The 25,587-nt window shown below is 34.2% G+C and carries 27 protein-coding genes; 7 read left to right on the top strand and 20 right to left on the bottom strand.

What is annotated here, in order from left to right:
* Positions 1-10 precede the first annotated feature (10 nt).
* The 18 genes from OLM54_RS10670 to OLM54_RS10585 all read right to left on the bottom strand — a co-directional run bounded on the left by OLM54_RS10670 (position 11) and on the right by OLM54_RS10585 (position 16,421).
* Positions 11-1,330 carry a TolC family protein gene (locus tag OLM54_RS10670; RefSeq protein WP_264534631.1) on the bottom strand — a complete coding sequence of 440 codons (1,320 nt, stop codon included), beginning with the start codon at positions 1,328-1,330 and terminating at the stop codon, positions 11-13.
* Positions 1,320-1,949, bottom strand: a complete 630-nt coding sequence (locus tag OLM54_RS10665; RefSeq protein WP_264534630.1) for a TetR/AcrR family transcriptional regulator — start codon at positions 1,947-1,949, stop codon at positions 1,320-1,322. Before OLM54_RS10665 ends, OLM54_RS10670 begins: the two co-directional genes overlap by 11 nt.
* Before the next feature lie 296 nt (positions 1,950-2,245).
* Positions 2,246-3,007, bottom strand: a complete 762-nt coding sequence (trpA, locus tag OLM54_RS10660; RefSeq protein WP_264534629.1) for a tryptophan synthase subunit alpha — start codon at positions 3,005-3,007, stop codon at positions 2,246-2,248.
* A gap of 260 nt (positions 3,008-3,267) precedes the next feature.
* Entirely contained in the window at positions 3,268-3,585 is a 318-nt protein-coding gene (locus tag OLM54_RS10655) for a gamma-glutamylcyclotransferase family protein (protein ID WP_264534628.1), read from the bottom strand.
* Between the two features lie 27 nt (positions 3,586-3,612).
* Complete coding sequence (trpB, locus tag OLM54_RS10650) at positions 3,613-4,794, bottom strand: tryptophan synthase subunit beta (protein WP_264534627.1); 1,182 nt, start codon at positions 4,792-4,794, stop codon at positions 3,613-3,615.
* A 12-nt stretch (positions 4,795-4,806) separates the two neighbouring features.
* On the bottom strand, positions 4,807-5,439 hold the full coding sequence (locus tag OLM54_RS10645; protein ID WP_264534626.1) for a phosphoribosylanthranilate isomerase: 633 nt from the start codon (positions 5,437-5,439) through the stop codon (positions 4,807-4,809).
* A gap of 87 nt (positions 5,440-5,526) precedes the next feature.
* Positions 5,527-6,309 (bottom strand): indole-3-glycerol phosphate synthase TrpC, encoded by a 783-nt coding sequence (gene trpC / locus OLM54_RS10640; RefSeq protein WP_264534625.1) that lies wholly within the window; start codon positions 6,307-6,309, stop codon positions 5,527-5,529.
* 85 nt (positions 6,310-6,394) lie between these two features.
* Positions 6,395-7,387, bottom strand: a complete 993-nt coding sequence (trpD, locus tag OLM54_RS10635) for an anthranilate phosphoribosyltransferase (RefSeq protein ID WP_264534624.1) — start codon at positions 7,385-7,387, stop codon at positions 6,395-6,397.
* 84 nt (positions 7,388-7,471) lie between these two features.
* Positions 7,472-8,038, bottom strand: coding sequence for an anthranilate synthase component II (locus OLM54_RS10630; RefSeq protein WP_264534623.1), 567 nt, complete (start codon positions 8,036-8,038; stop codon positions 7,472-7,474).
* 115 nt (positions 8,039-8,153) lie between these two features.
* Positions 8,154-8,603 (bottom strand): hypothetical protein, encoded by a 450-nt coding sequence (locus OLM54_RS10625; protein WP_264534622.1) that lies wholly within the window; start codon positions 8,601-8,603, stop codon positions 8,154-8,156.
* A gap of 91 nt (positions 8,604-8,694) precedes the next feature.
* Complete coding sequence (locus OLM54_RS10620; protein WP_264534621.1) at positions 8,695-10,095, bottom strand: anthranilate synthase component I family protein; 1,401 nt, start codon at positions 10,093-10,095, stop codon at positions 8,695-8,697.
* Positions 10,096-10,395: 300 nt separating this feature from the next.
* Positions 10,396-11,673, bottom strand: coding sequence for a hypothetical protein (locus tag OLM54_RS10615; protein ID WP_264534620.1), 1,278 nt, complete (start codon positions 11,671-11,673; stop codon positions 10,396-10,398).
* Positions 11,674-11,884: 211 nt separating this feature from the next.
* The gene (locus OLM54_RS10610) at positions 11,885-12,451 is read right to left on the bottom strand and encodes a YceI family protein (RefSeq protein WP_264534619.1); all 567 of its coding nucleotides are present in this window, start codon (positions 12,449-12,451) and stop codon (positions 11,885-11,887) included.
* A 31-nt stretch (positions 12,452-12,482) separates the two neighbouring features.
* On the bottom strand, positions 12,483-13,115 hold the full coding sequence (locus OLM54_RS10605) for an NAD(P)H-dependent oxidoreductase (RefSeq protein ID WP_264534618.1): 633 nt from the start codon (positions 13,113-13,115) through the stop codon (positions 12,483-12,485).
* Positions 13,116-13,120: 5 nt separating this feature from the next.
* Positions 13,121-13,582 carry a MarR family winged helix-turn-helix transcriptional regulator gene (locus OLM54_RS10600; protein WP_264534617.1) on the bottom strand — a complete coding sequence of 154 codons (462 nt, stop codon included), beginning with the start codon at positions 13,580-13,582 and terminating at the stop codon, positions 13,121-13,123.
* 277 nt (positions 13,583-13,859) lie between these two features.
* Positions 13,860-14,339, bottom strand: coding sequence for a YeeE/YedE family protein (locus OLM54_RS10595; protein ID WP_264534616.1), 480 nt, complete (start codon positions 14,337-14,339; stop codon positions 13,860-13,862).
* A 10-nt stretch (positions 14,340-14,349) separates the two neighbouring features.
* A complete protein-coding gene (locus OLM54_RS10590; RefSeq protein WP_264534615.1) occupies positions 14,350-14,919 on the bottom strand; it encodes a YeeE/YedE family protein in 570 nt (189 codons plus the stop codon).
* An 86-nt stretch (positions 14,920-15,005) separates the two neighbouring features.
* Positions 15,006-16,421: an MBL fold metallo-hydrolase gene (locus tag OLM54_RS10585; protein ID WP_264534614.1), complete on the bottom strand. Its 1,416-nt coding sequence runs from the start codon at positions 16,419-16,421 to the stop codon at positions 15,006-15,008.
* Positions 16,422-16,557: 136 nt separating this feature from the next.
* Here OLM54_RS10585 and OLM54_RS10580 point away from each other — a divergent pair, with 136 nt between their 5' ends.
* From OLM54_RS10580 to OLM54_RS10560, 5 genes are all read left to right on the top strand, one after another.
* Positions 16,558-17,151: an HD domain-containing protein gene (locus tag OLM54_RS10580; protein WP_264534613.1), complete on the top strand. Its 594-nt coding sequence runs from the start codon at positions 16,558-16,560 to the stop codon at positions 17,149-17,151.
* 178 nt (positions 17,152-17,329) lie between these two features.
* The gene (locus OLM54_RS10575) at positions 17,330-18,676 is read left to right on the top strand and encodes a cytochrome ubiquinol oxidase subunit I (RefSeq protein WP_264534612.1); all 1,347 of its coding nucleotides are present in this window, start codon (positions 17,330-17,332) and stop codon (positions 18,674-18,676) included.
* Between the two features lie 2 nt (positions 18,677-18,678).
* A complete protein-coding gene (gene cydB, locus OLM54_RS10570; protein ID WP_264534611.1) occupies positions 18,679-19,755 on the top strand; it encodes a cytochrome d ubiquinol oxidase subunit II in 1,077 nt (358 codons plus the stop codon).
* A gap of 189 nt (positions 19,756-19,944) precedes the next feature.
* Positions 19,945-20,535: a Crp/Fnr family transcriptional regulator gene (locus OLM54_RS10565; RefSeq protein WP_264534610.1), complete on the top strand. Its 591-nt coding sequence runs from the start codon at positions 19,945-19,947 to the stop codon at positions 20,533-20,535.
* A 99-nt stretch (positions 20,536-20,634) separates the two neighbouring features.
* Positions 20,635-21,393: a glucose 1-dehydrogenase gene (locus OLM54_RS10560; RefSeq protein WP_264534609.1), complete on the top strand. Its 759-nt coding sequence runs from the start codon at positions 20,635-20,637 to the stop codon at positions 21,391-21,393.
* A gap of 73 nt (positions 21,394-21,466) precedes the next feature.
* On the opposite strand, the gene OLM54_RS10555 is transcribed toward OLM54_RS10560, so the two are convergent.
* Together OLM54_RS10555 and OLM54_RS10550 are read right to left on the bottom strand one after the other, a co-directional pair.
* Positions 21,467-22,252: a sulfite exporter TauE/SafE family protein gene (locus OLM54_RS10555; protein WP_264534608.1), complete on the bottom strand. Its 786-nt coding sequence runs from the start codon at positions 22,250-22,252 to the stop codon at positions 21,467-21,469.
* 209 nt (positions 22,253-22,461) lie between these two features.
* Positions 22,462-23,103 (bottom strand): Crp/Fnr family transcriptional regulator, encoded by a 642-nt coding sequence (locus OLM54_RS10550; RefSeq protein WP_264538542.1) that lies wholly within the window; start codon positions 23,101-23,103, stop codon positions 22,462-22,464.
* 459 nt (positions 23,104-23,562) lie between these two features.
* On the opposite strand from OLM54_RS10550, the gene OLM54_RS10545 reads away from it, so the two are divergent.
* Both OLM54_RS10545 and OLM54_RS10540 read left to right on the top strand, forming a co-directional pair.
* Positions 23,563-23,874: a rhodanese-like domain-containing protein gene (locus OLM54_RS10545; protein ID WP_121329352.1), complete on the top strand. Its 312-nt coding sequence runs from the start codon at positions 23,563-23,565 to the stop codon at positions 23,872-23,874.
* Positions 23,875-23,951: 77 nt separating this feature from the next.
* Positions 23,952-25,532, top strand: coding sequence for an NADP-dependent glyceraldehyde-3-phosphate dehydrogenase (locus OLM54_RS10540; RefSeq protein WP_264538541.1), 1,581 nt, complete (start codon positions 23,952-23,954; stop codon positions 25,530-25,532).
* Positions 25,533-25,587 lie beyond the last annotated feature (55 nt).

The raw sequence follows: 25,587 nt of genomic DNA, 5'->3' as shown, positions 1-25,587 counted from the left end.
GAGCTATCGATTATATTTTAGAAAGATTGAATGATTGTGATAATTGTCCTGATACTGAAAGTAATTCGTAATATTTTTGAATAATAGTTGCTTTAGATACAGCGGTATTAATTTTGGCACTTAATTGCTCAACATCGGCTTCAACCAAATCATTGGTGTCAGCTAAACCGTTGTCGAATTTATCTTTTACAAGTCTGTAATTTTCAGATGCCTGTTGAAGCGCTTCATCATAAACCACACTTTGATTAATAGCCAGATCATAATCTTCAATAGATTTTTGAACTTCAACTTTAATACGGTCTGTCATGATAGCTTCGGTATTTTTTACCTCCATAGCTCTGCTTTCAGCTTCTTTTACGTGAGCGCTGTTTTTAAGAATACCCGATAAATCATAAGATAAACCTAAACCAAAATTCATGGCATATTTTACAGTTATAATATCTTTAAGATCTAAAGCAGTATAACCACCAAGCAAAGAGATTGTTGGATAATATCCGGCTTTTGCTATTTTAACATTAGCTTCAGAAGCTTTTTGCTGCAAGCGAATAGCCTCTAAATCTTTTCTGCTTTCAAGAGCCAAAGCATCAGTTGTTGGTGCATTGGTTGTTTTTAAGCTGAAAAAGTCATCTTCATTAACCTGAATTTTTACAGATGGCTCTAATTTAAGTAATGTCGTTAAATAAAAATTAATGTTATTGATATTATTATTCGCTTCATCAATAGATAATTGAGTTTTTGAAACCAATAATTGCGCTTTCAATAAATCATTTCTCGGAATAATTCCGTTTTTCTCTAATTCTGTAAAATCAGTAACACGCTGTTTAGCGCTTTTTTGATTCTCATTTAAAACATCAAGCGTTTTTTGTGCCTTGTATAAAGCAGTATAATAAGTAATTACCCTTAAAGCGACATCCTCTTTTGTTTTAAGAGCAGTAACACTTTCAGCCTCATATAAGCTTTCGTATGCGTCAATACTATTCTGAATTTTAAATCCTGCAAAAAGCGGTAAGCTTAAATTTGCCATACCAATCATTGCACGATCAGGAGAAGCCAAAGAAGCACTTTCACCTTGATTTGGCATATCGATCGAAGCTTTTGTCAAACGCTGATATTGTCCTGAAATTTTAAGATCCGGATATTGGTTATTTTTAACCGTTTGTAATTCGTACTTTTTTGAGTTTACCTTAGTGTTGGCAAGCGTAACTTCGTTACTCTTTTCCCAAGCCATTTTTACGGCCTCGTCTAAGGTTAAACTTGTTTTTTCTTGTGCCTCTATTGATGAAATTCCAATGAAGAAAATCCCAAAGAGCATTAATTGATTAATTTTCATAAACAAGTAGAGCTTTTATAGTTTGTTGAATGTGCTTTGTAAGACTGTTTTTAATGTAATCGTTGTATAACGTTTCTGTATTTAAATTAAGAAGTTCCTCAAAAAAAGGTTTATTCATATGAAAGTGAAAAAATGTACCCATTATAGTTGGTGTTATAAGCGGAATAATTACATCTTTTCTAAAAACCCCTTTAGATTGTCCTTCCTGAATTATAGTTTCAAGAGATTTTAAGTTCCCTTTTTTAAGTTCAGTAAAAGCCAGTAAGTTTTGTTCTCTCTTTTTTGAAGTAAGTTCAAAATGTAAAATTCTGTAAATTCCTCTGTTACAATTGATTCTGTTAATGTAAATTTCGATTAATTTATTGACTTTTTCAAGCGGTTCCAGTTTTTCCTGCAATAAATTTTCGAGTTGTAACTTAATATCAGAAGTTTTGTAAAAAATTAAAGCTTCCAGAAGTCTTTCTTTTGAACCAAAATAATACGAAACCATGGCAATGTTAATTTTGGCATGTTTTGAGATATCCCGTATTGATGTACCCTCAAATCCTTTTTCAGAAAATAGCTTTTCGGCTACCTCCAAAATTTGAATTTTTTTATCGTTTAATTCGATGTCTGACATGGTATTGTTTCTAATCGGGTACAAAATTAAACAAGCGTTTAATTTAAACAGTTGTTTAATTTTATTTTAACACAATTTTAACAGAAAACGGTTTAGTCGTTTTATGTATAAATTATGCTTTATATACCAATAAAAAAAGCTGAAAACATAAATTTCAGCTTTTTTCCTATGTTTTTGTGAAGCTTCGGGACGTAAGGAAAGTCGCCAATCTTTGTCGATTACGAGTGCGATTCTCTCCCGAAGCCTCGGGATCGAAATGATAAACTAAACGTTTATTCGTTTAATTCAATACTTTTTTACCTAATCTCCCCAACAAATTCACTAATTTTCCCGCTTCCATTTTCACTCAAATGTTTAATAAAAGCACTTCCAATAATAGCGCCTTTTGCAAATTTTGTTGCTTGATTAAAAGTTTCTTTATTTGAAATTCCAAAACCAACAATCTGAGGATTTTTCAAATTCATATTTCCGATTCTTTCGAAATAACTTTCCTGTGTGTTGCCAAAACCAGATTGAGAACCCGTAACACTTGCAGAACTTACCATATAAATAAAGCCATTTGAAACACTGTCGATGAAACGAATACGTTCGTCTGAAGTTTGTGGCGTAATCAAAAACACATTTATTAAACCGTATTTTTCAAAAATTGCCTTGTATTCATCCGCATAAACATCAACCGGCAAATCCGGAATAATCAATCCGTCGATACCAATTTCGGCACATTTTTTACAAAATTCTTCCACTCCGTATTGTAACATCGGATTAAAATATCCCATAATAATCAACGGAATTTTTACGCTTTCACGGATGTTTTTCAGCTGGTCGAAAAGAATTTGAGTTGTCATTCCGTTATGAAGTGCCTTTGTAGAACTTGCCTGAATTGTTGGTCCATCGGCCAAAGGATCACTAAAAGGCAAACCTATTTCGATTAAATCAACTCCATTTTTCTCTAAATCCTCAATAATCTGAACCGTATCGTTTAAGTTCGGATATCCGGCAGAAAAATAGATAGAAAGTATCTTTTTGTCTTCTTGTAATTTTTGAGTTATTCTGTTCATTTTAATATTTTTTATTTACTCCTGCAAGCTTTTCAAAACCTTGCAGATATATATTATTAAGTTTTTGCCACAGATTAAAAGGGTTTTAACTGATTAACTTTAAATTTATTTCACGCAGATTTCAAAAAGATTTAAGCCGATTCGCGCAGATTTTTTTAATTAAATCTGTTTTAATCTGCCGAATCTGCGTGAAACAAAATCAGTGAGAATCAGTAAAATCTGTGGCACTATCATTCATTTGCTCAACAAGTTCACCTTTATTAATTTTCCATATAAATCCAGGCTTCAATTCCGGATCTTAACGTTACGCGAACCCTTTTATAAGCATTCGATTCGAATACATCTACTTTAGACAAATCTGTATTTGAAATAGTGAAAACAACACCATGTATAATGTCCGAAAGATCGTCACTGGGAACAACCACGACATAATCTGCCATTCCAAATTCTTCTTCAATTTGCAGGCTTTTTAGTTTGTGCCCCAAAAGAGAATCCGGGCTTCCGGTTAATACTTTATTAAAAAGTCGCATTTGAATTTCTTTCGACCGTAATGTTCCGTATGAGAATAACTTTTCCATAAATTATTTATTTTTCCAGTTATTTATTTACAACTTAAAATAATCGATATAATTGTCTAAATCTTTATCGCCGCGACCAGAAAGGCTTATCACGACAATATCTGTTGGTTTAAATTTCTTTTGATCTAAAACTGCAAATGCATGCGCGCTCTCGATCGCCGGAATAATCCCTTCTAATTTTGTAAGCTGCAAACCGGCATTCATCGCATCGTCATCCGTTACCGAGAAAAATTCTCCACGACCTGTTTGTGCTAAATGCGCGTGCATTGGTCCAACTCCCGGATAATCCAAACCTGCCGAAATCGAATAAGGTTCCGTAATTTGTCCGTCTGGAGTTTGCATTAAAAGCGTTTTACAACCGTGAATAACGCCTACTTTTCCCAGTTTACTTGTTGCGGCACTATGACCGCTGTCAACGCCTTTTCCTGCTGCTTCAACGGCAATAATGCCAACTTGTGGTTCGTGCAAAAAGTGATAATAAGTTCCGGCTGCGTTACTTCCGCCACCAATACAAGCAACAACATAATCAGGATTTTCACGTCCTTCTTTTTCTTTCAACTGCCATTTTATTTCTTCTGAAATAACACTTTGAAAACGCGTCACCATATCCGGATAAGGATGTGGCCCAATCGCAGAACCAATAATATAATGCGTGTCAACGGGATTATTAATCCAGTCGCGAATGGCTTCGTTTGTAGCATCTTTTAACGTTCTTGAACCTGAAAGTGCCGGACGAACTTCTGCGCCTAACATTTTCATACGGGCAACATTTGGTGCCTGACGCGCAATGTCAATTTCGCCCATATACACGATGCATTCCATGCCCATTAACGCGCAAACTGTTGCAGTTGCAACTCCGTGTTGACCAGCTCCGGTTTCGGCAATAATTCTTTTTTTGCCCAAGCGTCTGGCAACTAATATTTGCCCAATTGTATTATTAACTTTATGAGCTCCGGTATGGTTTAAGTCTTCTCTTTTTAAGTAGACTTTTGTATTGTATTTTTCAGATAATCGCTTGGCAAAATAAAGCGGACTTGGACGCCCAACGTAATCTTTTAGCAATTGGTCGAACTCGGCTTTAAAATCTGGCTCGCTTGTTATTTTTAAATAGTTTTGGCGTAATTCTTCCACATTTGGATACAGCATTTCAGGAATGTAAGCACCTCCAAATTCTCCATAATAGCCTTTTTCGTTGACATTAAAATTCATTTTATTCCAATTTTAAAAGTTGGCAACATCAAATTTTCGTTTGAAATTGCTAAATAGATTTTTGTTTTTCAGCCCGGGTTCAATTTCAAATTTACTATTTACATCAATACCGTAAATAGGTAAATTGGTTTTTGAAATTTCTTCTATGGCTTTTAATTCGTTTATTCCGATTCCGCCACTCAAAAAGAAGGGTTTATCAGATTTGTATTTTTTTAATATTGTCCAGTCAAAAGTGGTTCCGTTTCCGCCGGGTAATTTTCCTTTTGTATCGAATAAAAAGTAATCGCAAACAGATTCGAATGGTTTTGTAATTTCGAAATCGAAATCATTATCAGCCGAAAATACTTTTATAAGTTCTATTTTTTTATTCAATTTTGTTTTTAGTTCCAATAAAAATTCAACAGATTCATTTCCGTGAAGCTGAATGGCTTGCAAATTGTATTTTACAACTTTTTCCAGAATTTCTTCCTGAGTCTGATTGACAAAAACGCCCACTTTTTTAATCGTTCCTATTAGTTCCGGAATTGTTCCGTTAAAATATCGAGCGGATTTTTCCCAGAAAATAAATCCCATATAATCGGGTAGGAGTGCACCTACTTCGAGAATGTTTTCGGGATATTTCATACCGCATATTTTGAGTTTCATTGTATTGTGTTTATTTTTTTGCTACGAAGGCACTAAGACACAAAGTTTTTTTTAATTTTTCTTCGTGCTAATTCGTGAAATTCGTGTTTATTGTAAGCTTTTTATAAATTTTGTTGCTGCTTGACCGGCGTTATCAGTTTTCATGAAGTTTTCTCCAATTAAGAAACCGCTGTAACCGTAAGGTTTAAGTTCTGAAATAGCTTCGATGGATGAAATGCCGCTTTCTGAAACCTTTACAAAATCATTCGGAATTTGTGATGCCAGTTGTTTGCTGAAATCCAGGCTAACCTCAAACGTTTTTAAATTTCTATTGTTCACGCCAATCATATCTAAACTAGGCATAATCGATTTTTCCAGTTCTTCCTGATTATGAACTTCCAGTAGAACTTCTAAGCCTAATTTCTTAGCAAATTCAGATAATGATTTGATTTCTTCACGAGTTAAAACTGCTGCAATCAATAAAATCAAATCGGCTCCAAAAGCTTTGGCTTCCAAAATTTGGTATTCATCAACAATAAATTCTTTTCGCAATAGCGGAATATTTACGCTCGCTCTTGCTAAAAGTAAATCGTCTAGAGAACCTCCAAAATATTTTCCATCTGTTAAAACCGAAATTCCGCAAGCGCCGGCATTTTCATAACCTTTTACTACTTCTTCAACCGTAAAACTATGGTTAATTACTGATTTTGAAGGCGAACGACGTTTGTGTTCTGCTATAATTCCTGTAGAACTTGTTCTAAGTTTTTGACTTAAAGAAATCGTTTCTCTTCCAAAAAATACAGAACTTTCCAATTGCGAAACCGGAATGATGGATTTTTTTAAAACGACTTCTCGCTGTTTATCAAATATTATTTTATCGAGTATATTCATGAGTTTTGTTTGTTTCAGGTTTCAGGTTTCAAGTTTCACGCTCCAACAACTTGAAACCTGAAACAACAAACCTGAAACTATATTTTTACCTGCTTAGTTCTTGTAATGTTTTCAATGCCTGAATCCCTTTTCCGGAGAATAGACTTTCCTTTGCTAATTCAAAACCTTCTAACGGAGAGCATTTTGTTACAGTCGAAATTGCCATTGCAGCGTTTGCACAAACAACATTATTCTGCGCTTCGGTTCCTTTTCCTGAAAGAATGTTTATAAACATATCTGCAGATTCTTCAATGGTTTTTCCACCTTCGATTTCGCTTTGCGATAAAAGGCGAACACCAAAATCTTCCGGTTTTAGCATGCCTTCCATATGATTTGAAATTGTTTTGGTTGGTCCGGTTAAAGAAATTTCATCATAACCGTCAAGCGAATGTAAAATCGTAAAATTCACATCTGTACTTTGGTATAAATAAGCGTAGATTCTTGCCAATTCTAAATTGAAAACACCAACCAATTGATTTTTAGGAAATGACGGATTCACCATTGGTCCCAACATATTAAAGAAGGTTTTTACGGCTAATTCTTTACGGATTGGCCCAACATTTTTCATTGCAGGGTGAAATAGGGGAGCGTGTAAAACACAAATTCCGGACTGATCGATACATTTTTCTAAAAACGAAGAATCATTACTGAATTTAATTCCCATTTTTTCCATTACGTTGCTTGATCCTGAAATCGATGAAACACCATAATTTCCGTGTTTGGCGACTTTTATTCCCGCTCCGGCTGCTATAAATGATGCCAAAGTCGAGATGTTGAAAGTATCTTTTCCGTCACCGCCCGTTCCGCATAAATCGATTGTATTGTAAGCTGATAAATCAACACGAACACATAATTCTAATAAAGCTTCACGAAATCCCGAAAGCTCATCAATCGTAATACTTCGCATCATAAATACGGTCAAAAATGCCGAAATCTGACTTGGATTATAACTTCCGCTTGAAATATTAATCAATACATTTTTAGCTTCTTCTTTTGAAAGCACTTCGTGATTGATTAATTTATTTAATATTGTTTTCATTTTTTCTTTTAAGTTGCTAAGGTTCTGAGAAACTATCCCGAGACTTCGGGACTAAGTTTTTTTACTGTAAACTGTGACTGAATACTAGCTATTAATCCAATTTTCTAAAATCAATTTTCCTTTTGGAGTCAAAACACTTTCCGGGTGAAACTGAACGCCTCTTACGTCAAACGTTTTGTGTCTTAATGACATAATTTGCCCGTTTTCGTCGATTGAAGTGGCTTCAAGAACGTCAGGTAAATTTGCGTCAACGACCCATGAATGGTATCTGCCAACTTCAAATTCATTTCCTAAACCTTCAAATAGAATTTCATCTGAAACTACGGTTTTTACGTTTGTGGCAACGCCGTGATATACTTTATCAAGGTTAGAAAGTGTTCCGCCAAAAACTTCTCCAATCGCCTGTTGTCCTAAACAAACGCCTAAAATACTTTTTGTTGGCGCATATTTCTCAATTACCGCTTTTAATAAGCCAGCTTCATCCGGAATTCCCGGTCCCGGCGAAAGTAAAATTTTATCAAAAGTTGCGATTTCGTCAATATCAAATTCATCGTTTCTGTAAACGGTAACTTCGCAGTTTAAATCTTCTAAATAGTGCACTAAATTATACGTGAAACTATCGTAATTGTCTATAACTAATATTTTTTTCATGTCTTTTTTTGTTTCAGGTTTGCTTCGCCAATTCGGCTAAAGCCTCGTGTCAAGTTTCAAGTTTCAAGTTCCAATAACTTGAAACTTGAAACAAAGAACACTTGAAACTAAATTTTTATTTCTCTCGAACGTACTTTTCAGTAATAATGCGGTCGATTCCTAATTTTTCTACTTTTTCGATTCCTTTTTGAGTCAACGTGTCATTTTTAATTTTTACTGTAAACTCAAACTTGCCATTTTCCCATTGACGGTTATTAAAATATTCCAGATTTTCAGTATAAATACTATCTTTCAAAGTATATTTTCCGCCTCCGCCAAAAAATACGGCTGCTGTACTGTCTTTTCCATTGTTTAAATCATGATTGAAAAATGCAAAATGTGTCTCATTTATAATCTTTATCATTTTTGTTTTTGGATTGAAAGTCGAGAATGTCGAATCTTTTTCTGTCGTTTCTGCTGATATAAGACGCCAGGTTCCCGCTAACGGATTTGCATTTGATTCTTTCTTAGATTCGCAAGCGGCAAAAAGCATAATTGAAATCAAAAAGGGAATAATGTTTTTCATGTATATTTTTAGTTTCAGGTTTCAAGGTTTCAGGTTTTTTTTGTTTCAAGTTTCAAGTTTCAGGTTCTGTGACTGTAACTGTGACTAAAAACTAAATTTTTTCCGCCATTTCCAGCGCTGTATTCAAAGCTCTTAATTTATTATAAACCTCCTGCATTTCGCTTTCTTCATCAGAACTTGCTACGATTCCTGCTCCCGCCTGACAATGTAATTGATGATTTTTACTTAGGAAAGTTCGAATCATAATCGCATGATTAAAGTTTCCATTAAAATCCATGAAACCAATTGCGCCTCCGTAAAAATTACGATTTGTTTTTTCATAATCTTCAATCAATTGCATCGCTCTGTGTTTTGGCGCACCGCTTAAAGTTCCTGCCGGAAAAGTATCTGCAACAACTTGCATCGTGGTTGCTTTTTCATGTAAATGACCTGTAACTTTCGAAACCAAGTGAATTACATGCGAGAAAAACTGAACTTCTCTGTATTTTTCTACGTTTACATCATGTCCGTTTCTACTTAAATCGTTTCTTGCCAAATCAACAAGCATGACGTGCTCACTGTTTTCTTTTTTATCTTCAGAAAGTTCTTTGGCTAAAAGTGCATCGCGTTCGTCATTTCCGGTTCTTTTAAAAGTTCCTGCGATTGGGTGAATTTCGGCTTTTCTGTTTTTTACGATAATTTGTGCTTCGGGCGAAGACCCAAATATTTTGAAATCTCCATAATCAAAAAAGAACAAATACGGAGACGGATTTATACTGCGTAAAGCTCTGTAAACATTGAATTCGTCGCCTTTAAAACCTTGTGTAAAACGACGCGATAATACCAATTGAAATACATCGCCGCGAAAACAGTGTTTTTTGGCTAAAGCCACATTGTGCTTGAATTCTTCATCGGTTAAATTAGAAAAACCTTCGCCTTCTTTGGTAAATTTATAAGATGCAATATTTCTGGATTGTAATAATTGCTCGATTTCCGAAATATTGTTTCTTCCGTCTACACTATGACAAAAAATATATGCTTCATTTTTAAAATGATTAATGGCGATTATGTTTTGATAAACGGCATAAAATACATCCGGAATTGAAGTGGCATTGTCTTTTTTTGCAATCGAAACTTTCTCAAAATAACGAACGGCATCGTAAGAAATATATCCGAATAAACCGTTATTAATGAATTTAAAATCATTTTTCTCTGATTGAAACTGACTTGAAAACTCCTGAATTACTTCGGGAATATTGGTTGCAGCGTCGATTGCAATTTGTTCTGTTGATCCGTCAGGAAAAGTTTTTGAGATAGTTTCGTTTTCGATTTTAATCGTCGCAATCGGATTACAGCAGATGTAGGAGAAACTATTGTCATTTCCGTGATAATCACTACTTTCAAGTAATAAACTGTTTGGGAATTTATCTCTGATTTTAAAATAAATACTTACCGGCGTGATCGTGTCTGCCAGAATTTGTTTGTAATGTGTGTTGAGTATAAAAGGTTTCAATGTTATTTCGTTTTTTTAATTTGTATATTATTTTCACTTGAGTTTTGACCAAAAAAAAAGGCTTGTCGTGATGACAAGCCTTTTATATTTTATAGTTTTACAATACCATAGGAAGCTTTGTTCACGACGTTTGACGTAAATTCTTCCACCACCAAGTATTGTTCATTATTGTTTTCATATCTTATTTTGATGTCACAAATATATAAATGTAATTTGAATTAGAATACATAAAAGTTCAAAAAAAACTTTTCTAAATCTGAAAATTTGTTAAATTTCACAAGATAAGATCATTTAAAAGCCTTAATTTCCAATCGCGATAGTGTTATTTTGATTTACTCTAAAATCAGGGCTTCCTTTGATATTAGGCATTGTAAATAAATCACTATTTCTAATTTTAGTATAATTTAATAATAATTCAGGTTTGCTGTAAAAACTTTTAATTGCCGGATCATTACCTGATGATTCACTTGTAATTTCGCCAACACAATTATTAACTACTATGTTTTTAAAGTTAATTTTAGATAGATTGGCATCTGTGGTTCCAATATTATCTTCTAATATAACAAATGGGGTAAAACCTGATACAATACTATTTGTTAAAGTAAAAAAGGTGTTTTCTCTAATGTGAATAGATTCTCTAACCAATCCCTGATTATTTTCTTCAAGATTGACAAGAGTAATGTTATTGGCGTTTATTTTTGTCAATTTATTGATATCAGTATTTTCAATTTTATCGTATGAATCCACTTCAAAACATCTTGATCCTGAAATGTCTGATGAATAGGGGTGACGAATAGCAATACTGTTACTAATATTAATTTGAGCTCCTTGTGTAAAATCAAAATCATCATCAGTTGTTCTGTAAGAAACAAGGTTGTTCAAATCAAAACCTCCACCATAACATTCGAATGAATCATCGTTCGAGTAACTAATTTGAATATAATTTAAAACCGTTTTTCGTCCAACACCGGCTAATGAAAGTCCGTTAAGTTCTTTCAAAGCGCTTAGTTTTCTTCCTGAATATTCAATTCTCACATATTTCAAAATTCCTGAATTATCATCGGCATCCTGACCACCGTAATGATTTAATAACGGGTCAAGATCAAAAGGCAAAGTATGCAATCCGCCCAAACTGTTTATTGGTGCTTTTCCCATAATTACTATTCCGCCCCAGTCACCTGGTTTTCTGTCGTTAACATCTTTGTTTGAAGTAAAAACGATAGGATCTGTTTCTAAACCTTCGGCCATTATTTTAGAACCATTCGTAATTATTAAGGTTCCGCAGGTTTTATCATCTCCACGAATAACAGTTCCCGGTTCAATGGTTAAAACGGCGTTATTGGTTACATAAACAGTACCAACCAATTGATATGTATTACGTTTGTATAATTTGGTATCTTTATCTATTGTTCCCGCAATAATATTGCTGGCTTCACTATATTCTATAATTGCTGGTTTAAAATTAGTCCAGTTATTCATCCAGTTGGTCGTTCCAATAATTCCTCTTTGTTGCTGTTGTGCCTGTAGAAAAAAACAGCTTAGAATACTTAGAATTGCAATACATGTTTTTGTTTTCATAACTATAATTTTGATTTCTAGTTTGTGATTTTTTAATTACCCCAAAATTAGAAGCCATATGTTAATCAAAACATCAAGCATTGTTATCAAAGGGTTATCTAAGTATTATGAACGTTATTATTTTGAAAACAAAACAAAAAAATGCCCCAATAATTTTGAATTATTGAGGCATTTCTTATAATATTGAGAATTTAATATTCTATATGTAATATTAGAATTTTAAAGCTACAGTCAATTCGAAATCGTCATTGATAGTTTTGTCTCCTAAGTTTTCGAAGAAGTTACCAGAGTTGTATTTGATATCGTATTTAGTTCTGTCAACTTTAAATGCAGTTGTAGCAGTATTTCCAGCCACAGTGATATCAAAAGTTACAGGTTTAGTGATTCCTTTGATAGTTAAATCAGCAGTTACAGTATAAACGTCAGTTGCTTTAGCTGCAATAGTTTTGAAAACTAATTTTGCAGTTGGAAATTTATCAGTTCCAAAGAAATCTGGTGATTTCAAGTGACCGTTTAATTTTCCTTGGTATTCTCCAGTTAAATCTGTAGAAGTTAAAGAAGTCATGTCAACTGTAAAGCTACCGCCAACTAATTTTTTTGCTTTGAAAACTAAAGCACCATCTTTAAAGTTTACAGTTCCAGAGTGTTCTCCGGTTACTTTTTTACCTACCCATTTGATAGTACTTGCTTTTACGTCGATTTTTTTAGTTTGTGCGTTTACTGAAACGCTAGCCACTGCTACGAATAATGCTATTGCAATTGTTTTTAAATTTTTCATGTTGTTAAAATTGATTTTGGATTAATAATAATTATATAGTGATAAATAATTCTTCGTGAGATTTTCTAACTTTTTTGTAATGTTGTGCATCGTCTTCACCATGTCTGTAACCTACAGTTGCAATTACTGAAGCGTTTAAACCTAGTTTGTCAAAACCTAGTATTCTATTAAATTCGGAAGCATTAAAACCTTCCATTGGAGTTGCATCTATATGTAATTCAGAAGCAGCATTTAATAAAAATCCTAAAGCGATATACGTTTGTTTTGCTGTCCAGATATTTTTAGCATCGTCAGATAAGTTAGCAATAGTACCTTTCATCATATCGCCAAATCCGGCTAAAGCATCAGCAGGAACGCCTCTTGTTTCGCTAATATTTTGAATATATGCATCTACAGATTCAGCTCCGGTATTTAAGTCGTTTGCAAAAATAAACAATTGAGAAGCATCTGTAATTTGAGTTTGTCCGTAAGCAGCAGCTTTTAATTGCTCTCTTATTTCCGGATTTTCTACAATAACAACTTTATAAGGTTGTAATCCGTATGAAGAAGCACTCAATCTAACAGCTTCTTTTAAAGTGTTTAAATCAGCGGCACTTATTTTTTTGGCTGCATCAAATTTTTTAGTTGCATATCTCCAATTTAACTTGTCTAATAATGTACTCATAAATATTAATTTTCTTGGGTTCTGTATTTTTCTAATAATTTATTTAATAATTCTAATTCTTCAGTGCTTATATTCCCGGCAAACAAACGTTCGTGTGCATCTACCTTAGGGTCTAATTCTTTTAAAATATCCAATCCTTTTTGCGTGATCAAAACTTCAATTTTTCTTCGGTTGCCTTCACAAACCTTTCTTGTAACATAATCTTTCAACAATAATTTGTCTACTAATCGGGTTGTATTACTGGTTTTAGCCAGCATTCGTTCCTGAATCACACACATATTTGCAGGCTTTCCTTTTTGTCCTCTTAATATACGCAGTACATTATATTGTTCTCCGGATAAATCATACGGTTTCATCAACTCGCTGAAATGATCCTGAATTACGTTTTGCGTGTACATGATATTCAGAATAACTTTTTTCGCATTATCCATCTTAACTGTACTTTTTATAACCTCTTCAATTGTCATAGTCGTAAGTGTATAATTTGTATATACAAATGTAGAAGTTTTTAATAGTTGTATATACAAATGTCGTGTTAATTCTTTGTTAATAAAATTAACACTGATTTTATAGTTATACAAACCCTATATAATTAGTATAAAAGTAGTATAAAAGTAGTATAAAATTTTTGAATTAAAATACTTACGTTTGGATATTTAACTAAAGTTAGACTTATATAATTAAACCCGACAAGTTTTAAAAACCAGTCGGGTTTGATATATTATAACTGAAAAGCAAAAAATCTTAATGAGGCAGTTTGTCTTTTATTAAACCATAAACCCAGGTTCCAAAAATAGCACTTAGTAAAGTAACCACAATTACAGTAACTCCAGTACCAATTTGAGCAAATAAAGGTCCGGGACAAGCTCCGGTTATTGCCCAGCCGAAACCAAAAAGTAATCCGCCGTAAATTTGACCTTTACTGAAAACTTTAGCCTGAATTTCGATTTTTTCGCCCTGAATGGTTTTGATATTGAATTTTTTAATGATCTGAATCGAAATTATCCCTACAACAACAGCGCTTCCAATTACGCCATACATAAAGAAAGATTGCAATTGAAACATTTCCTGAATACGAAACCAGCTTATGATTTCGGCTTTTACGAATACAATTCCAAAAAAGATTCCAACCAAAAGATATTTCACGTTTGAGAAACCAGAATCTTTCAATTGACTTCCGTTGATTCCTTCAGTATCGGTATTTGTATTTTCTAAATTATTCATTTTTGAAATTTTAAAGTGAAAGAATATAAGGCAAAATCAAATTAGCCATAATAAAACCGCCAATCATAAAACAGATTGTCGCTACCAATGATGGCCATTGTAAATTCGAAATTCCCATAATTGCATGTCCGCTCGTGCATCCGCCGGCATAACGTGTTCCAAAACCAACGAGAAAACCACCAACAACAATCATAATAAAACCACGAAGTGTCAATAAACTTTCCCATGAAAAAAGTTCTTTTGGTAATAATCCGGAATGATCCGTGATTCCATAAGAAGCTAATTGTTCTGAAAGCTGCGGCGTAATTTCAACCGGATTTGGATTTGCCAAAAAATAAGCTGCGATAATTCCGCCAAGGAAAATTCCGAAAACGAAAAATAAATTCCAGCTTTCTTTTTTCCAATCGTATTTAAAGAAAGAAATATTTGCCGGAATACAAGCCGCGCAAATATGACGAAGCGAAGAACTAATCCCGAAAGATTTATTTCCGATAATCAACAAAATAGGAACTGTTAATCCAATTAAAGGTCCGGCAACGTACCAAGGCCAAGGTTCTCTCAAAATTTCTAATAGATTCATTTTTTTAGGTTCTGAGGTACAAAGGCTCAAAGGTTCAAAGGCTAAAAACCTTTGTCGCTTTGTACCTCTGTACCTTTGTTACTTATTTACTTTAATACTTTACTCTGACAAACAAAATCAGATTTTGGAATATTCGTTTTTGCAATCGCTCCAAAACCGCCGTCAATTTCGGTAAAATTTCTGAAACCACGAGCTTGTAAAATCGAAGCTGCAATCATACTGCGATATCCGCCGGCGCAATGCAGATAAAAATGCTCATTTGGGTTAATATCTTTCACCCAGTCATTAATATAAGCAAGCGGTTTACTGTAAGCATCATCGATATGTTCTGCTTCGTATTCCGTTTCTTTGCGAATATCGATTACTTTATCTTTTTCAATTTTAAATTCGCCTGCAAATTGCTCTGCCGAAATTCGGTTTACCGTATCAACTTCAAAACCTGCATTTTTCCAGGCTTCAAAACCCCCTTCAAGATGACCAATAATCGAATCAAAACCTACACGGCTTAAACGTGTTACGGTTTCTTCTTCAAGACCGGTTTCTGTAACCAATATAATTGGCTGTTTTACATCGGCAACTAAAGTTCCAACCCACGGCGCAAAATCTCCGTTGATGCCTATATTAATAGATTGCGGAATAAATCCTTTATAAAAATCGCCACTTTTTCTGGTATCTAAAATCAATGCCCCGGTTTCTTCGGCAACAGCCTCAAATTCGTCTACTTTAATAGCTTTCATTCCGTTATTTAAAACCGATTCGAAACTTTCGTAGCCGCCTTTATTCATCGCTACATTCATACTAAAATAAGCTGGCGGAGGCAATAATCCATCCGTAACTTCAGTAATAAATTCAGCTTCCGTCATATTGGCACGCAACGCATAATTAGTCGCTTTTTGATTTCCAATAGTAGAAACTGTTTCCTTACTCATATTTTTTCCGCACGCGCTTCCCGCACCATGCGCCGGATAAACGATAACGTCATCAGCAAGCGTCATGATTTTATCTCTTAAAGAATGATATAAAATTCCCGCCAATTGATCCTGAGTCATTCCGGCTGCTTTTTGGGCTAAATCCGGACGACCAACATCGCCTATAAACAAAGTATCTCCGGAAAAAATGGCATGATCTTTTCCGTTTTCGTCAATCAATAAATACGTTGTACTTTCCATAGTATGACCCGGAGTATGCAACGCTTTAATGGTAATTTTTCCAATTTTAAATTCCTGTCCGTCTTTGGCAGAAATGCAATCAAATTCGCAGGCAGCATTTGGTCCGTAAACAATTGGTGCCTGAGTTTCTTTGCTTAAATCAATGTGACCCGAAACGAAATCAGCGTGAAAATGCGTTTCAAAAATGTATTTTAATTTTACCTGATCGCGTTCTAAACGATCCAGATAAGGCTGAATTTCTCTTAACGGATCTATAATCGCAGCTTCTCCGTTTGAAGTTATATAATATGCACCTTGAGCAAGACATCCGGTGTAGATTTGTTCTATTTTCATGATATGAATTGAAAAATGATGGGTTACAAAGATAACTTTGTTTTTTATTAAAATAGGTGACTAATGTTACAGAAAATTGATTTTTGTGTAAAAAAAAAATTGACGTAATTTTACAACACTACGAAAAATCATCCATATGAACACAGAAGATTTGTTACATCAAATTGCTTTTATAAAAGAAATTGATAAAGTAAAATACATTCAGCGCAAAACCAAACTGTTTAATAGCGACCGAAACGAAAATGATGCAGAACACAGCTGGCATTTGGCTTTGATGGCAATTGTTTTAGCAGAACATTCAAATGAGCCAATTGATGTTTTAAAAGTCGTAAAAATGGTTTTGATACATGATATTGTAGAAATCGACGCCGGAGATACCTTTATATATGATACGCAAAAAAGTCACGATAATACTGATGAAGAACGATTGGCGGCAAATCGCATTTTTGGATTATTGCCTAAAAACCAAGCCAATGAATTGATTGTCATTTGGGAAGAATTTGAAGCAGGTGAAACCAACGAAGCAAAGTTTGCAAAATCTATGGACAGACTAGAACCGTTATTGCAAAATACGTCTAACGATGGAGGAACCTGGAAAGAATTTGGCGTGAATTATAATAAAGTGCACGAAAAAAAGAGCGTTATAAAAGAAGGTTCAAAAACAATATGGAATTATGCTGAAGGATTAATAAATGAAAGTTTAGAAAAAGGAATTTTGAAGAAGGAATAGTTTTGTAGGCATCATGTATAAATAACTTTTTTTTACCTTTAGAAAAGGAATTCTAATTACAAACTTTGGCGAAATTGTTGAAAAGTTTAACAAATATCAGGCGATAAACTTTTTTTATTGGTCGGAATTTCGGGTTTTAATGGGTAAATTTGTGGGACTTCATAAATAAAATACCACTATGGAAGAAATGCTTTTTTATGACCGAATGCAATTCGCCTTCACAATTACTTTTCACTATCTTTTTCCGCAACTTACAATGGGTCTTTCGCTGATCATTGTTTATTTTAAGTGGAAATACCTCAAAACTAAAGATGAACAATACAATCACGCCACGCATTTCTGGATGAAAATCTTCGCTCTCAATTTTGCGATGGGCGTTGTAACAGGAATCCCAATGGAGTTTCAGTTTGGAACCAATTGGGCAAAATTCTCTGAATTAACCGGTGGAATTATCGGTCAGACATTAGCGATGGAAGGCATGTTTTCTTTCTTCTTAGAATCTTCATTTTTGGGTATCTTTTTATTTGGAGAAAAAATCCTCGGGCATAAATGGCATTTTGTAACCGGATTATTAATCATGATTGGTTCGTGGGCAAGTGGTTATTTAATTATTGCCACACATTCCTGGATGCAGAATCCGGTTGGTTATGAAATTCTCGAAAACGGAAAATTTGTACTGACGAATTTCAAAGCTTTATTCTTAAATCCGTGGTTGTGGCCTTCGTATTTGCACAATCAGGCAGCATCTTTGGTTACGAGTTCATTTGTTGTAGCCGGAATTGGCGCTTTCTATATTTTGAGTCAGAAGAATGTTTCTTTCGGAAGACTATTTCTTAAAACAGGTGTGATTTTCGGATTGATTTCGAGCCTTATTGTCGCAGTTCCAACGGGAGATTTACTGGCAAAAAATGTCGTGAAATACCAACCCGTAACTTTTGCTGCAATGGAAGGAATTTTTCATACCGAAAAAGAAGGATCTGAAATTGTTTTAATTGGTCAGCCCGATGTAAAAGATAAAAAACTGGATAATAAAATCGCCGTTCCCAATATTTTGAGTTTCCTGACTTACGGAAGCTGGCATCAGGAAATTAAGGGATTAGATCAGTTTGAAGAAGATCTGCATCCCACTAATATTTCAGGATTGTATTATGCGTATCATATTATGGTAGGACTTGGAACGCTTTTTATTGGATTAATGGCTTTTGCACTTTTTCAATTAATAAGAGGGAAATTATTCGAAACAAAATGGATTTTATGGTCGCTCATGTTTATGATGCCGTTTCCGTATATTGCCAATACAACCGGTTGGTATACAGCAGAATTAGGAAGACAACCCTGGCTGGTTTATAATTTATTGCGAACTGCCGAAGGTGCATCGCCAACTGTTTCATCCGGAAATACCTTGTTTACTTTACTGGGTTTTATAGGATTGTATCTTTTGTTAGGAATGTTGTTTTTGCTTTTGGTTGGAAAAATTATCAATAAAGGACCTCGTCATGTGGAACTTTCAACAGAAAAAATATAAGTATGGAATTTTTTTGGTACGTCGTTTTAATGGGAATTCTGGCTGTTTATATTGTATTAGACGGCTATGATTTTGGAGCAGGAATTATTCATTTATTTTTTGCCAAAACCGAGAAAGATAAAAAAGCAATTACAAGCGCAATTGGTCCGTTTTGGGATGCCAATGAAGTTTGGATTATTGCTGCCGGAGGTGTTTTGTTTTTTGCTTTTCCAACGTTATATGCTTCTTCTTTCAGCGGATTTTATTTGCCTTTGATTATGATTTTATGGCTTTTGATTTTCCGTGCAATTGGTTTAGAAATGCGCGGGCAAGTACATCATCCAATGTGGGAAACGATTTGGGATAAAGCTTTTGGAATGGCGAGTTTACTTTTGGCGCTTTTCTTCGGAATTGCTTTGGGAAATATTGTTCGCGGTGTAAATCTTGGAATGGTAACGAATGGAGTTTCAACGCAGGAACCACATTTTTTCTTTCTGCCTTTATGGAATCCAACCTTTAGCCCGCAGGCAAATGAATTGGGAATTATCGATTGGTTTACTCTTTTTCTGGGAATTGTAAGCGTTGTGGCATTAACAATTCACGGCGCAAACTGGATTATTTTTAAAACCAATTCGTCATTGAATACACAGCTTAAAAATATTGTTTTTAAACTGAATATCGTTTTATTGGTTTTAGTTATTATTTCGCTGCAAATCTGGCATTTTATTGAACCGGAACCGTTTCATAATTTTGTCGAAAATCCTATTCTTTGGTTTTTTCCACTACTGACTTTTGTTGGTATTTTAGGATTATTCAAAGTGCGTTCGTACCAAAAAGATGGTTTAGGATTTCTGTTTTCGACCTTGTTTTTAGTTGGCGGATTTGCTTCAACAGCCGTTTCTATTTTTCCGAATGTTTTGCCTTCGACTAATAATGTAAATCCGTCATTAACGATTTATAATACCGCCGCCGGAGAATACGGTTTAAACGCCGGAATGAGTTGGTTTTTCATTGCTTTGTTTTTGGTTATTGTTTATTTTGTTATTCAATATCGTGTTTTTAGCGGGAAAATGGATGAGGTTGGGTATGGGGAACATTGATTTTTTTGTTTGCCACAAATTGCACAAATTTTCTCGAATTATACTTAATTCTTGCTAGTGTGGTTGCTTCGTTCCTCGCAATGACGTAGCGTGTGTTTAAAAAGAAATCTGCTCGATCTGCAGAATCTGCGAGAAACAGAAATCTATAAAATAAAACCTCCTTGTTATAGCTAAATAACTTAAAACTTCATGGAAGATCTAACCTTATTTATTGAAAATATTAACCAAAAAGTCGCCTTATTACCAGACGAAATGAATGTTTTATTGTCTGAGTTTAAAGTGCGAAAAGTAAAAAAAAGACAATTTATTGTACAGCCTGAGTTTGTAAACAAACACAGAACTTATGTGCTTGAAGGGGCTTTTCGCGCGTATGTGGTTGATGAAAAAGGTACTGAACACACGATTCAGTTTGCGATTGAAGACTGGTGGATTGCTGATTATAATAGTTATATATACCAAACTCCAGCGACGATGTTTATAGTTGCACTGGAAGATAGTATGATTTTACAGATAAATTATGAAGCCGAACAAAAACTGAAAGCTTCTACTCATAATCTTGAAAAGCTATTTCGTTTAATGGCTGAGAAATCTGCCGCATTTTATTCGCGTCGGATTATTGCGATGCTTACACAAAATGCAGAACAACGTTATAATGAATTTCTTGAGAAGTTTCCAAAAGTGGCGCAACGCCTGCCACAATACGCTCTTGCATCGTACCTTAATATGACTACAGAGTTTTTATCGAAAATACGTAATGAAAAAGTGAAGAAGAAAAGTTGAAGTAGTTCAACCTTTTTTCCTAAGATACTTCAACTTTTTAGCCTGACTTAATATCCAACTTTGCCTTATCAATTAATAAAATTTAATTAATAAAAAAAGATGGAAAATTTAGGAAAATTAAACGGTAAAGTTGCCTTAATAACTGGTGCATCAAAAGGTATTGGTGCAGGAATCGCAAAAGCATACGCAAATCAGGGCGCAACTGTGGTTGTAAATTACGCCAGCAGTAAAAATGATGCCGATAAAGTTGTTGCAGAAATTACAAGTAATGGTGGAAAAGCTATTGCAATACAAGGTAATGTTGAAAAAGCAGCTGATGTAAAACGTATTTTTGAAGAGATTGCCAAAACATTTGGCAAACTTGATATATTGGTTAACAACGCGGGTGTTTACAAATTTGCGGGTATTGACGATATTACAGAAGAATCTTTTCATAATATGTTCAACATTAATGTGTTGGGTAGCATATTAACGATTCAGCAAGCTGTGAAGATGTTTGGTGATAAAGGCGGAGCTATTATTAATACTGGTTCGATAGTATCAACACTTGATATGCCAACGGCATTGGTTTATACTCAAACAAAATATGCTGTTGATGCCATGACGCGTATTCTTGCCAAAGAACTTGGACCTAAAAAAATCCGTGTCAATTCTATTAATCCTGGTCTGATAGAAACCGAAGGATCTCACAGTTCGGGTGTTATGAATGGAGATGCAGAAAAATGGCATGTTTCAGAAACGCCGCTTGGTCGTGTAGGAAAACCCGAAGATATTGCAAATGTGGCTGTATTTCTTGCCTCTGATGATTCTTACTGGATTACTGGTGAAACAATTGCTGTTTCTGGCGGACAACGCTAATTAAACTTTTACCGATATAAAGGTTGCAAAATTCAATGATGGGAATTATTCCTGTCATTGAATTTTTGGCGTTTTAAAACAAAACCTCTTTTGTAATAATATAAAACCCCATTATCAAAACAAACCAGCCAAATATTGGTTTTAATTTAGTTCCGTCGATTTTTTTAGAAAGTTGGCTTCCTAATACCATTCCGAGAAGTGCCATTGTTGAAACGCCCAATAAAAATGGGTAATTGATTGGAGTTCCGATGTATAAATCGCCTGCAAAACCTATTGAAGAATTAATACTTATTATTAATAAAGAAGTTCCAACGGCTTGTTTCATGGGTAATTTGGCGAAAAACAGCAGCGCGGGAATAATTAGAAATCCTCCGCCGGCGCCAAGAAATCCGGTTATGATTCCGACAATGAAACCTATAAAACTCAATTGGATATAATTTGTTTCCTGACTTTTTATTTCAGGTTGGTTTTTGCGAATCATTGAAATCGCCGCCGTAATCATCAATACCGAAAAGATAATCATAATCAGGAAATCTTTGGAAACTGAATAAGAAGCAATTGAAAATAAAGTTGAGGCAATTTGTGGAAAAATAACTTCGCGAATAATCAAAATCGAAATCACTGACGGAATCGCAAAATACAATGCCGATTTCAGTTTTAGATTTCCCATTTTATAATGGTTGTAACTTCCAAACATGGCCGTTAATCCAACAATAAATAAAGAATAGGATGTGGCTTGCTCAGGATTTACTTTAAATAAATATACTAAAATAGGAATCGTAAGTATAGATCCGCCTCCGCCAATTAAGCCAAGCGAAATCCCGATAATAATTGAAGCAAAATATCCTAAATATTCCATTGCATTTGTTTTTAGGCAAAGGTGCTTCGATAATTAGAAAAGTACAGTAACATTTATCACATAAGACTGTGAAAAGTCAACATAAAAAAATATTTTACCATTTAGATATTAAGAAGGTTAAGTTTAGCTTTTTTAAAACTTACTTAATTAAGCAGTAAATCTTAATTAAACTTAATCTCTTAATGGTTAAAAAACAAAAACACTTCGTGTTAATTTGTAAAATTTGTGCTTAATAATTCAATCTGGTTTCGATTGAGTTTTACCAAACCGCGTTGTTCCATTTTTTTGAGTAATCTCGAAACAACTTCTCGTGAGGTATTTAATTCGGTTGCAATTTCCTGATGTGATAGTTTTACTTCGGTACAGCCACAAGCATCAGAATGTCTTTTTAAATAAAATTCTAAGCGTTCATCCATAGATCGAAATGCGATATTGTCGACAACTTCGAGTACTTCTTCAAAACGGCTTCGGTAGGTTTCGATTACAAACTCAAACCACGTTCTGTGTTCCATCATCCATTTATCCATCATTTGCAGTGGAATCATCATAACAGAAACATCTTCGACGACTTTTGCCATAATCTGGCTTTTTTCGCTTTTAGAAGTACAAATCATCGAAATGGCACAAGCTTGTCCGGGTTGTAAATAGTACATTAAAAACTCGCCGCCGTCTTCGCCTTCACGATAAATTTTGATTTTTCCTTTGGTAATTAAAACCGTGTTTTTAATGTATTGTCCGGTTCGCATTAAAATAGTTCCGGCTTCAAAATCCTGCAAGCTTCCGTTTTCTTCAATAGTAGAAATAAGTTCTTCGGAAAAATTAGGGAATATAGTTTGTAATGAATTTTGCATTAGTTTTTCTTAATTGGTCACATCGAGCGTTACGTTTTAATATAAAAATAATTTTCTGCCATTAAGACATTAAGTTCATTAAGCAGCAAATCTTAATTTTTCTTAATCTTTTAATGGTTAATTTTTAATCTTTTTAATCTTTTAATCTTTGGCAAAAAAAACAATCCATGATAAATAATTTTATCAAATTAAGATTAAAGCACATAATTTTATACAAAGATAGCAGATTGAAACGGTATTAATTGTCAGAAAACTATTTTTAAGATGTATTTTACTCAAATGAAAAAATCCTATTTTCGATCGATTTTATAGACTATATTTTTAAAAATAGTGAGTAAATTTGTATTTCACTGAGTATTATAGTTTCGCTAAAACGTTTTCTGAGAATAATAATCGAAATCGTATTTGGCACGTTTTTAATTAATAGAAACATTGTAAATTTACAAAAACACATTTATTATGAATTTATCACAAGAAGATTGGGTTAATCAGCTTGCTGCTGACGAGAATGCAGTTATACTGGACGTAAGAACTGAAGACGAATTTAATGACGGTTATATTGAAAATGCCGTAAATATTGATATCAATAAAGGTCAGGGTTTTATTTATGAAATCGAAGAACTTGATAAAAATAAAAACTATTATGTGTATTGCCGTTCTGGAGCCAGAAGTGCCAAAGCATGTCAGATTATGAATGAGTTAGGTATTAATAATGCCTACAACCTGCTTGGTGGAATCCTGGATTGGGAAGGTGAAACCGTAAATCCATAAAGATAAAAAAGAGGCAAAAAAAGCCTCTTTTTTCTTTTCAATGACTATTAATAACCAAACTATAAAATTACCAGATTATGAGTTTAATTCCTGAAGAATATCAGATTAAAACCCTTATAAACCAAGATACTTATCTTGTAAACGGAGAATTGAAAAAATGGACAGGTCAAACGACGCCCGTTTTTTCGACTATTTCTTCTACAGAAAAATATGCACCAACAGTATTAGGATCGATCCCGTTTATGGGAGAAAAAGAAGCTGCTGAAGTTGTTGAGGCTGCAAATGGAGCTTACAATAAAGGACAAGGCTTATGGCCAACGATGAAAGTTGCTGACCGAATTAAATGCATGGAAAATTTCGTGCGACAAATGAAGGAAACCCGCGAAGAAGTAGTAAAACTTTTGATGTGGGAAATTGGAAAAAACCTTGGCGATTCGCAAAAAGAATTTGACAGGACGGTAGAATATATTCAGGATACAATTGACAGTTATAAAGAATTAAACGGACGCAGTTCTTACTTTTCGAAAGTACAGGGTGTAAATGCCATGATTCGCCGCGGACCTCTTGGCGTTGTTTTATGTCTTGGACCTTACAATTATCCGCTTAATGAAACTTTCTCTTTATTGATTCCGGCTTTGATTATGGGTAACGCCGTAATTTTTAAACCGGCAAAACATGGTGTTTTATGTATTTCGCCATTATTGCATGCTTTTAGAAGCAGTTTTCCTAAAGGTGTTATTAATATTGTTTATGGCAGAGGCCGCGAAATTGCATCTCCGATTATGAAATCCGGAAAAATTGATGTTTTGGCATTAATCGGAAATAGTAAATCAGCGATTGCTTTGCAGGATCAGCATCCAAATAAAAACAGATTGCGTTTGATTTTAGGTTTAGAAGCTAAAAATCCGGCGATTGTTTTACCGGACGCTGATTTAGATTTGGCAATTCAGGAATGTATTGCAGGAAGTTTGTCTTTTAACGGACAACGTTGTACAGCCTTGAAAGTTTTATATGTTCATGAATCTATCGCAGAAGAATTTAACAGACGTTTTTCTCAAAAAGTAGACGAATTAGTTTTTGGAAATCCTTGGGATAAAGGTGCTTCGTTAACTCCACTTCCGGAAACGGATAAACCGGCTTATATTCAGGGATTAATTGACGATGCAACTTCGAAAGGAGCAAAAATCCTGAATGAAAAAGGCGGAAAACATACTGAAAATTATATTTTTCCGGCAGTTTTATTTCCTGTAAATAAAAATATGAGAGTATACCACGAAGAACAATTTGGACCCGTAGTGCCTATTATTTCTTTTAAACATATTGACGAACCTCTTGATGACATGGCCGAATCTAACTATGGTCAGCAAGTAAGTTTGTTTGGAAAAGATATTAAAACGTTGGCTCCACTAATTGATTCTTTGGTGAATTTAGTGTGTAGAGTAAACCTGAACAGTTCATGCCAAAGAGGACCTGATGCATTCCCGTTTACAGGTCGTAAAGATTCGGCTGTGGGAACATTAAGTATTCCGGATGCATTGCGTTCATTCTCCATTCGTACGTTTGTGGCTTCAAAAGATATTGCTTATAATAATGAAATTTTGCAGGAATTGCTAAACAGCAAAGAATCGAATTTTATTAATACCGATTATATTTTGTAGTTATCAAGGTTATATATTATTTGTAGATGCCGCCTTTTTCTTTTTAGAATTAGGC

The sequence above is a fragment of the Flavobacterium sp. N1736 genome, assembly GCF_025947065.1.
GTDB lineage: Bacteria > Bacteroidota > Bacteroidia > Flavobacteriales > Flavobacteriaceae > Flavobacterium.
Note: the sequence above shows the minus strand (reverse complement) of the source record. Positions and strands in the feature narration are given on the sequence as shown.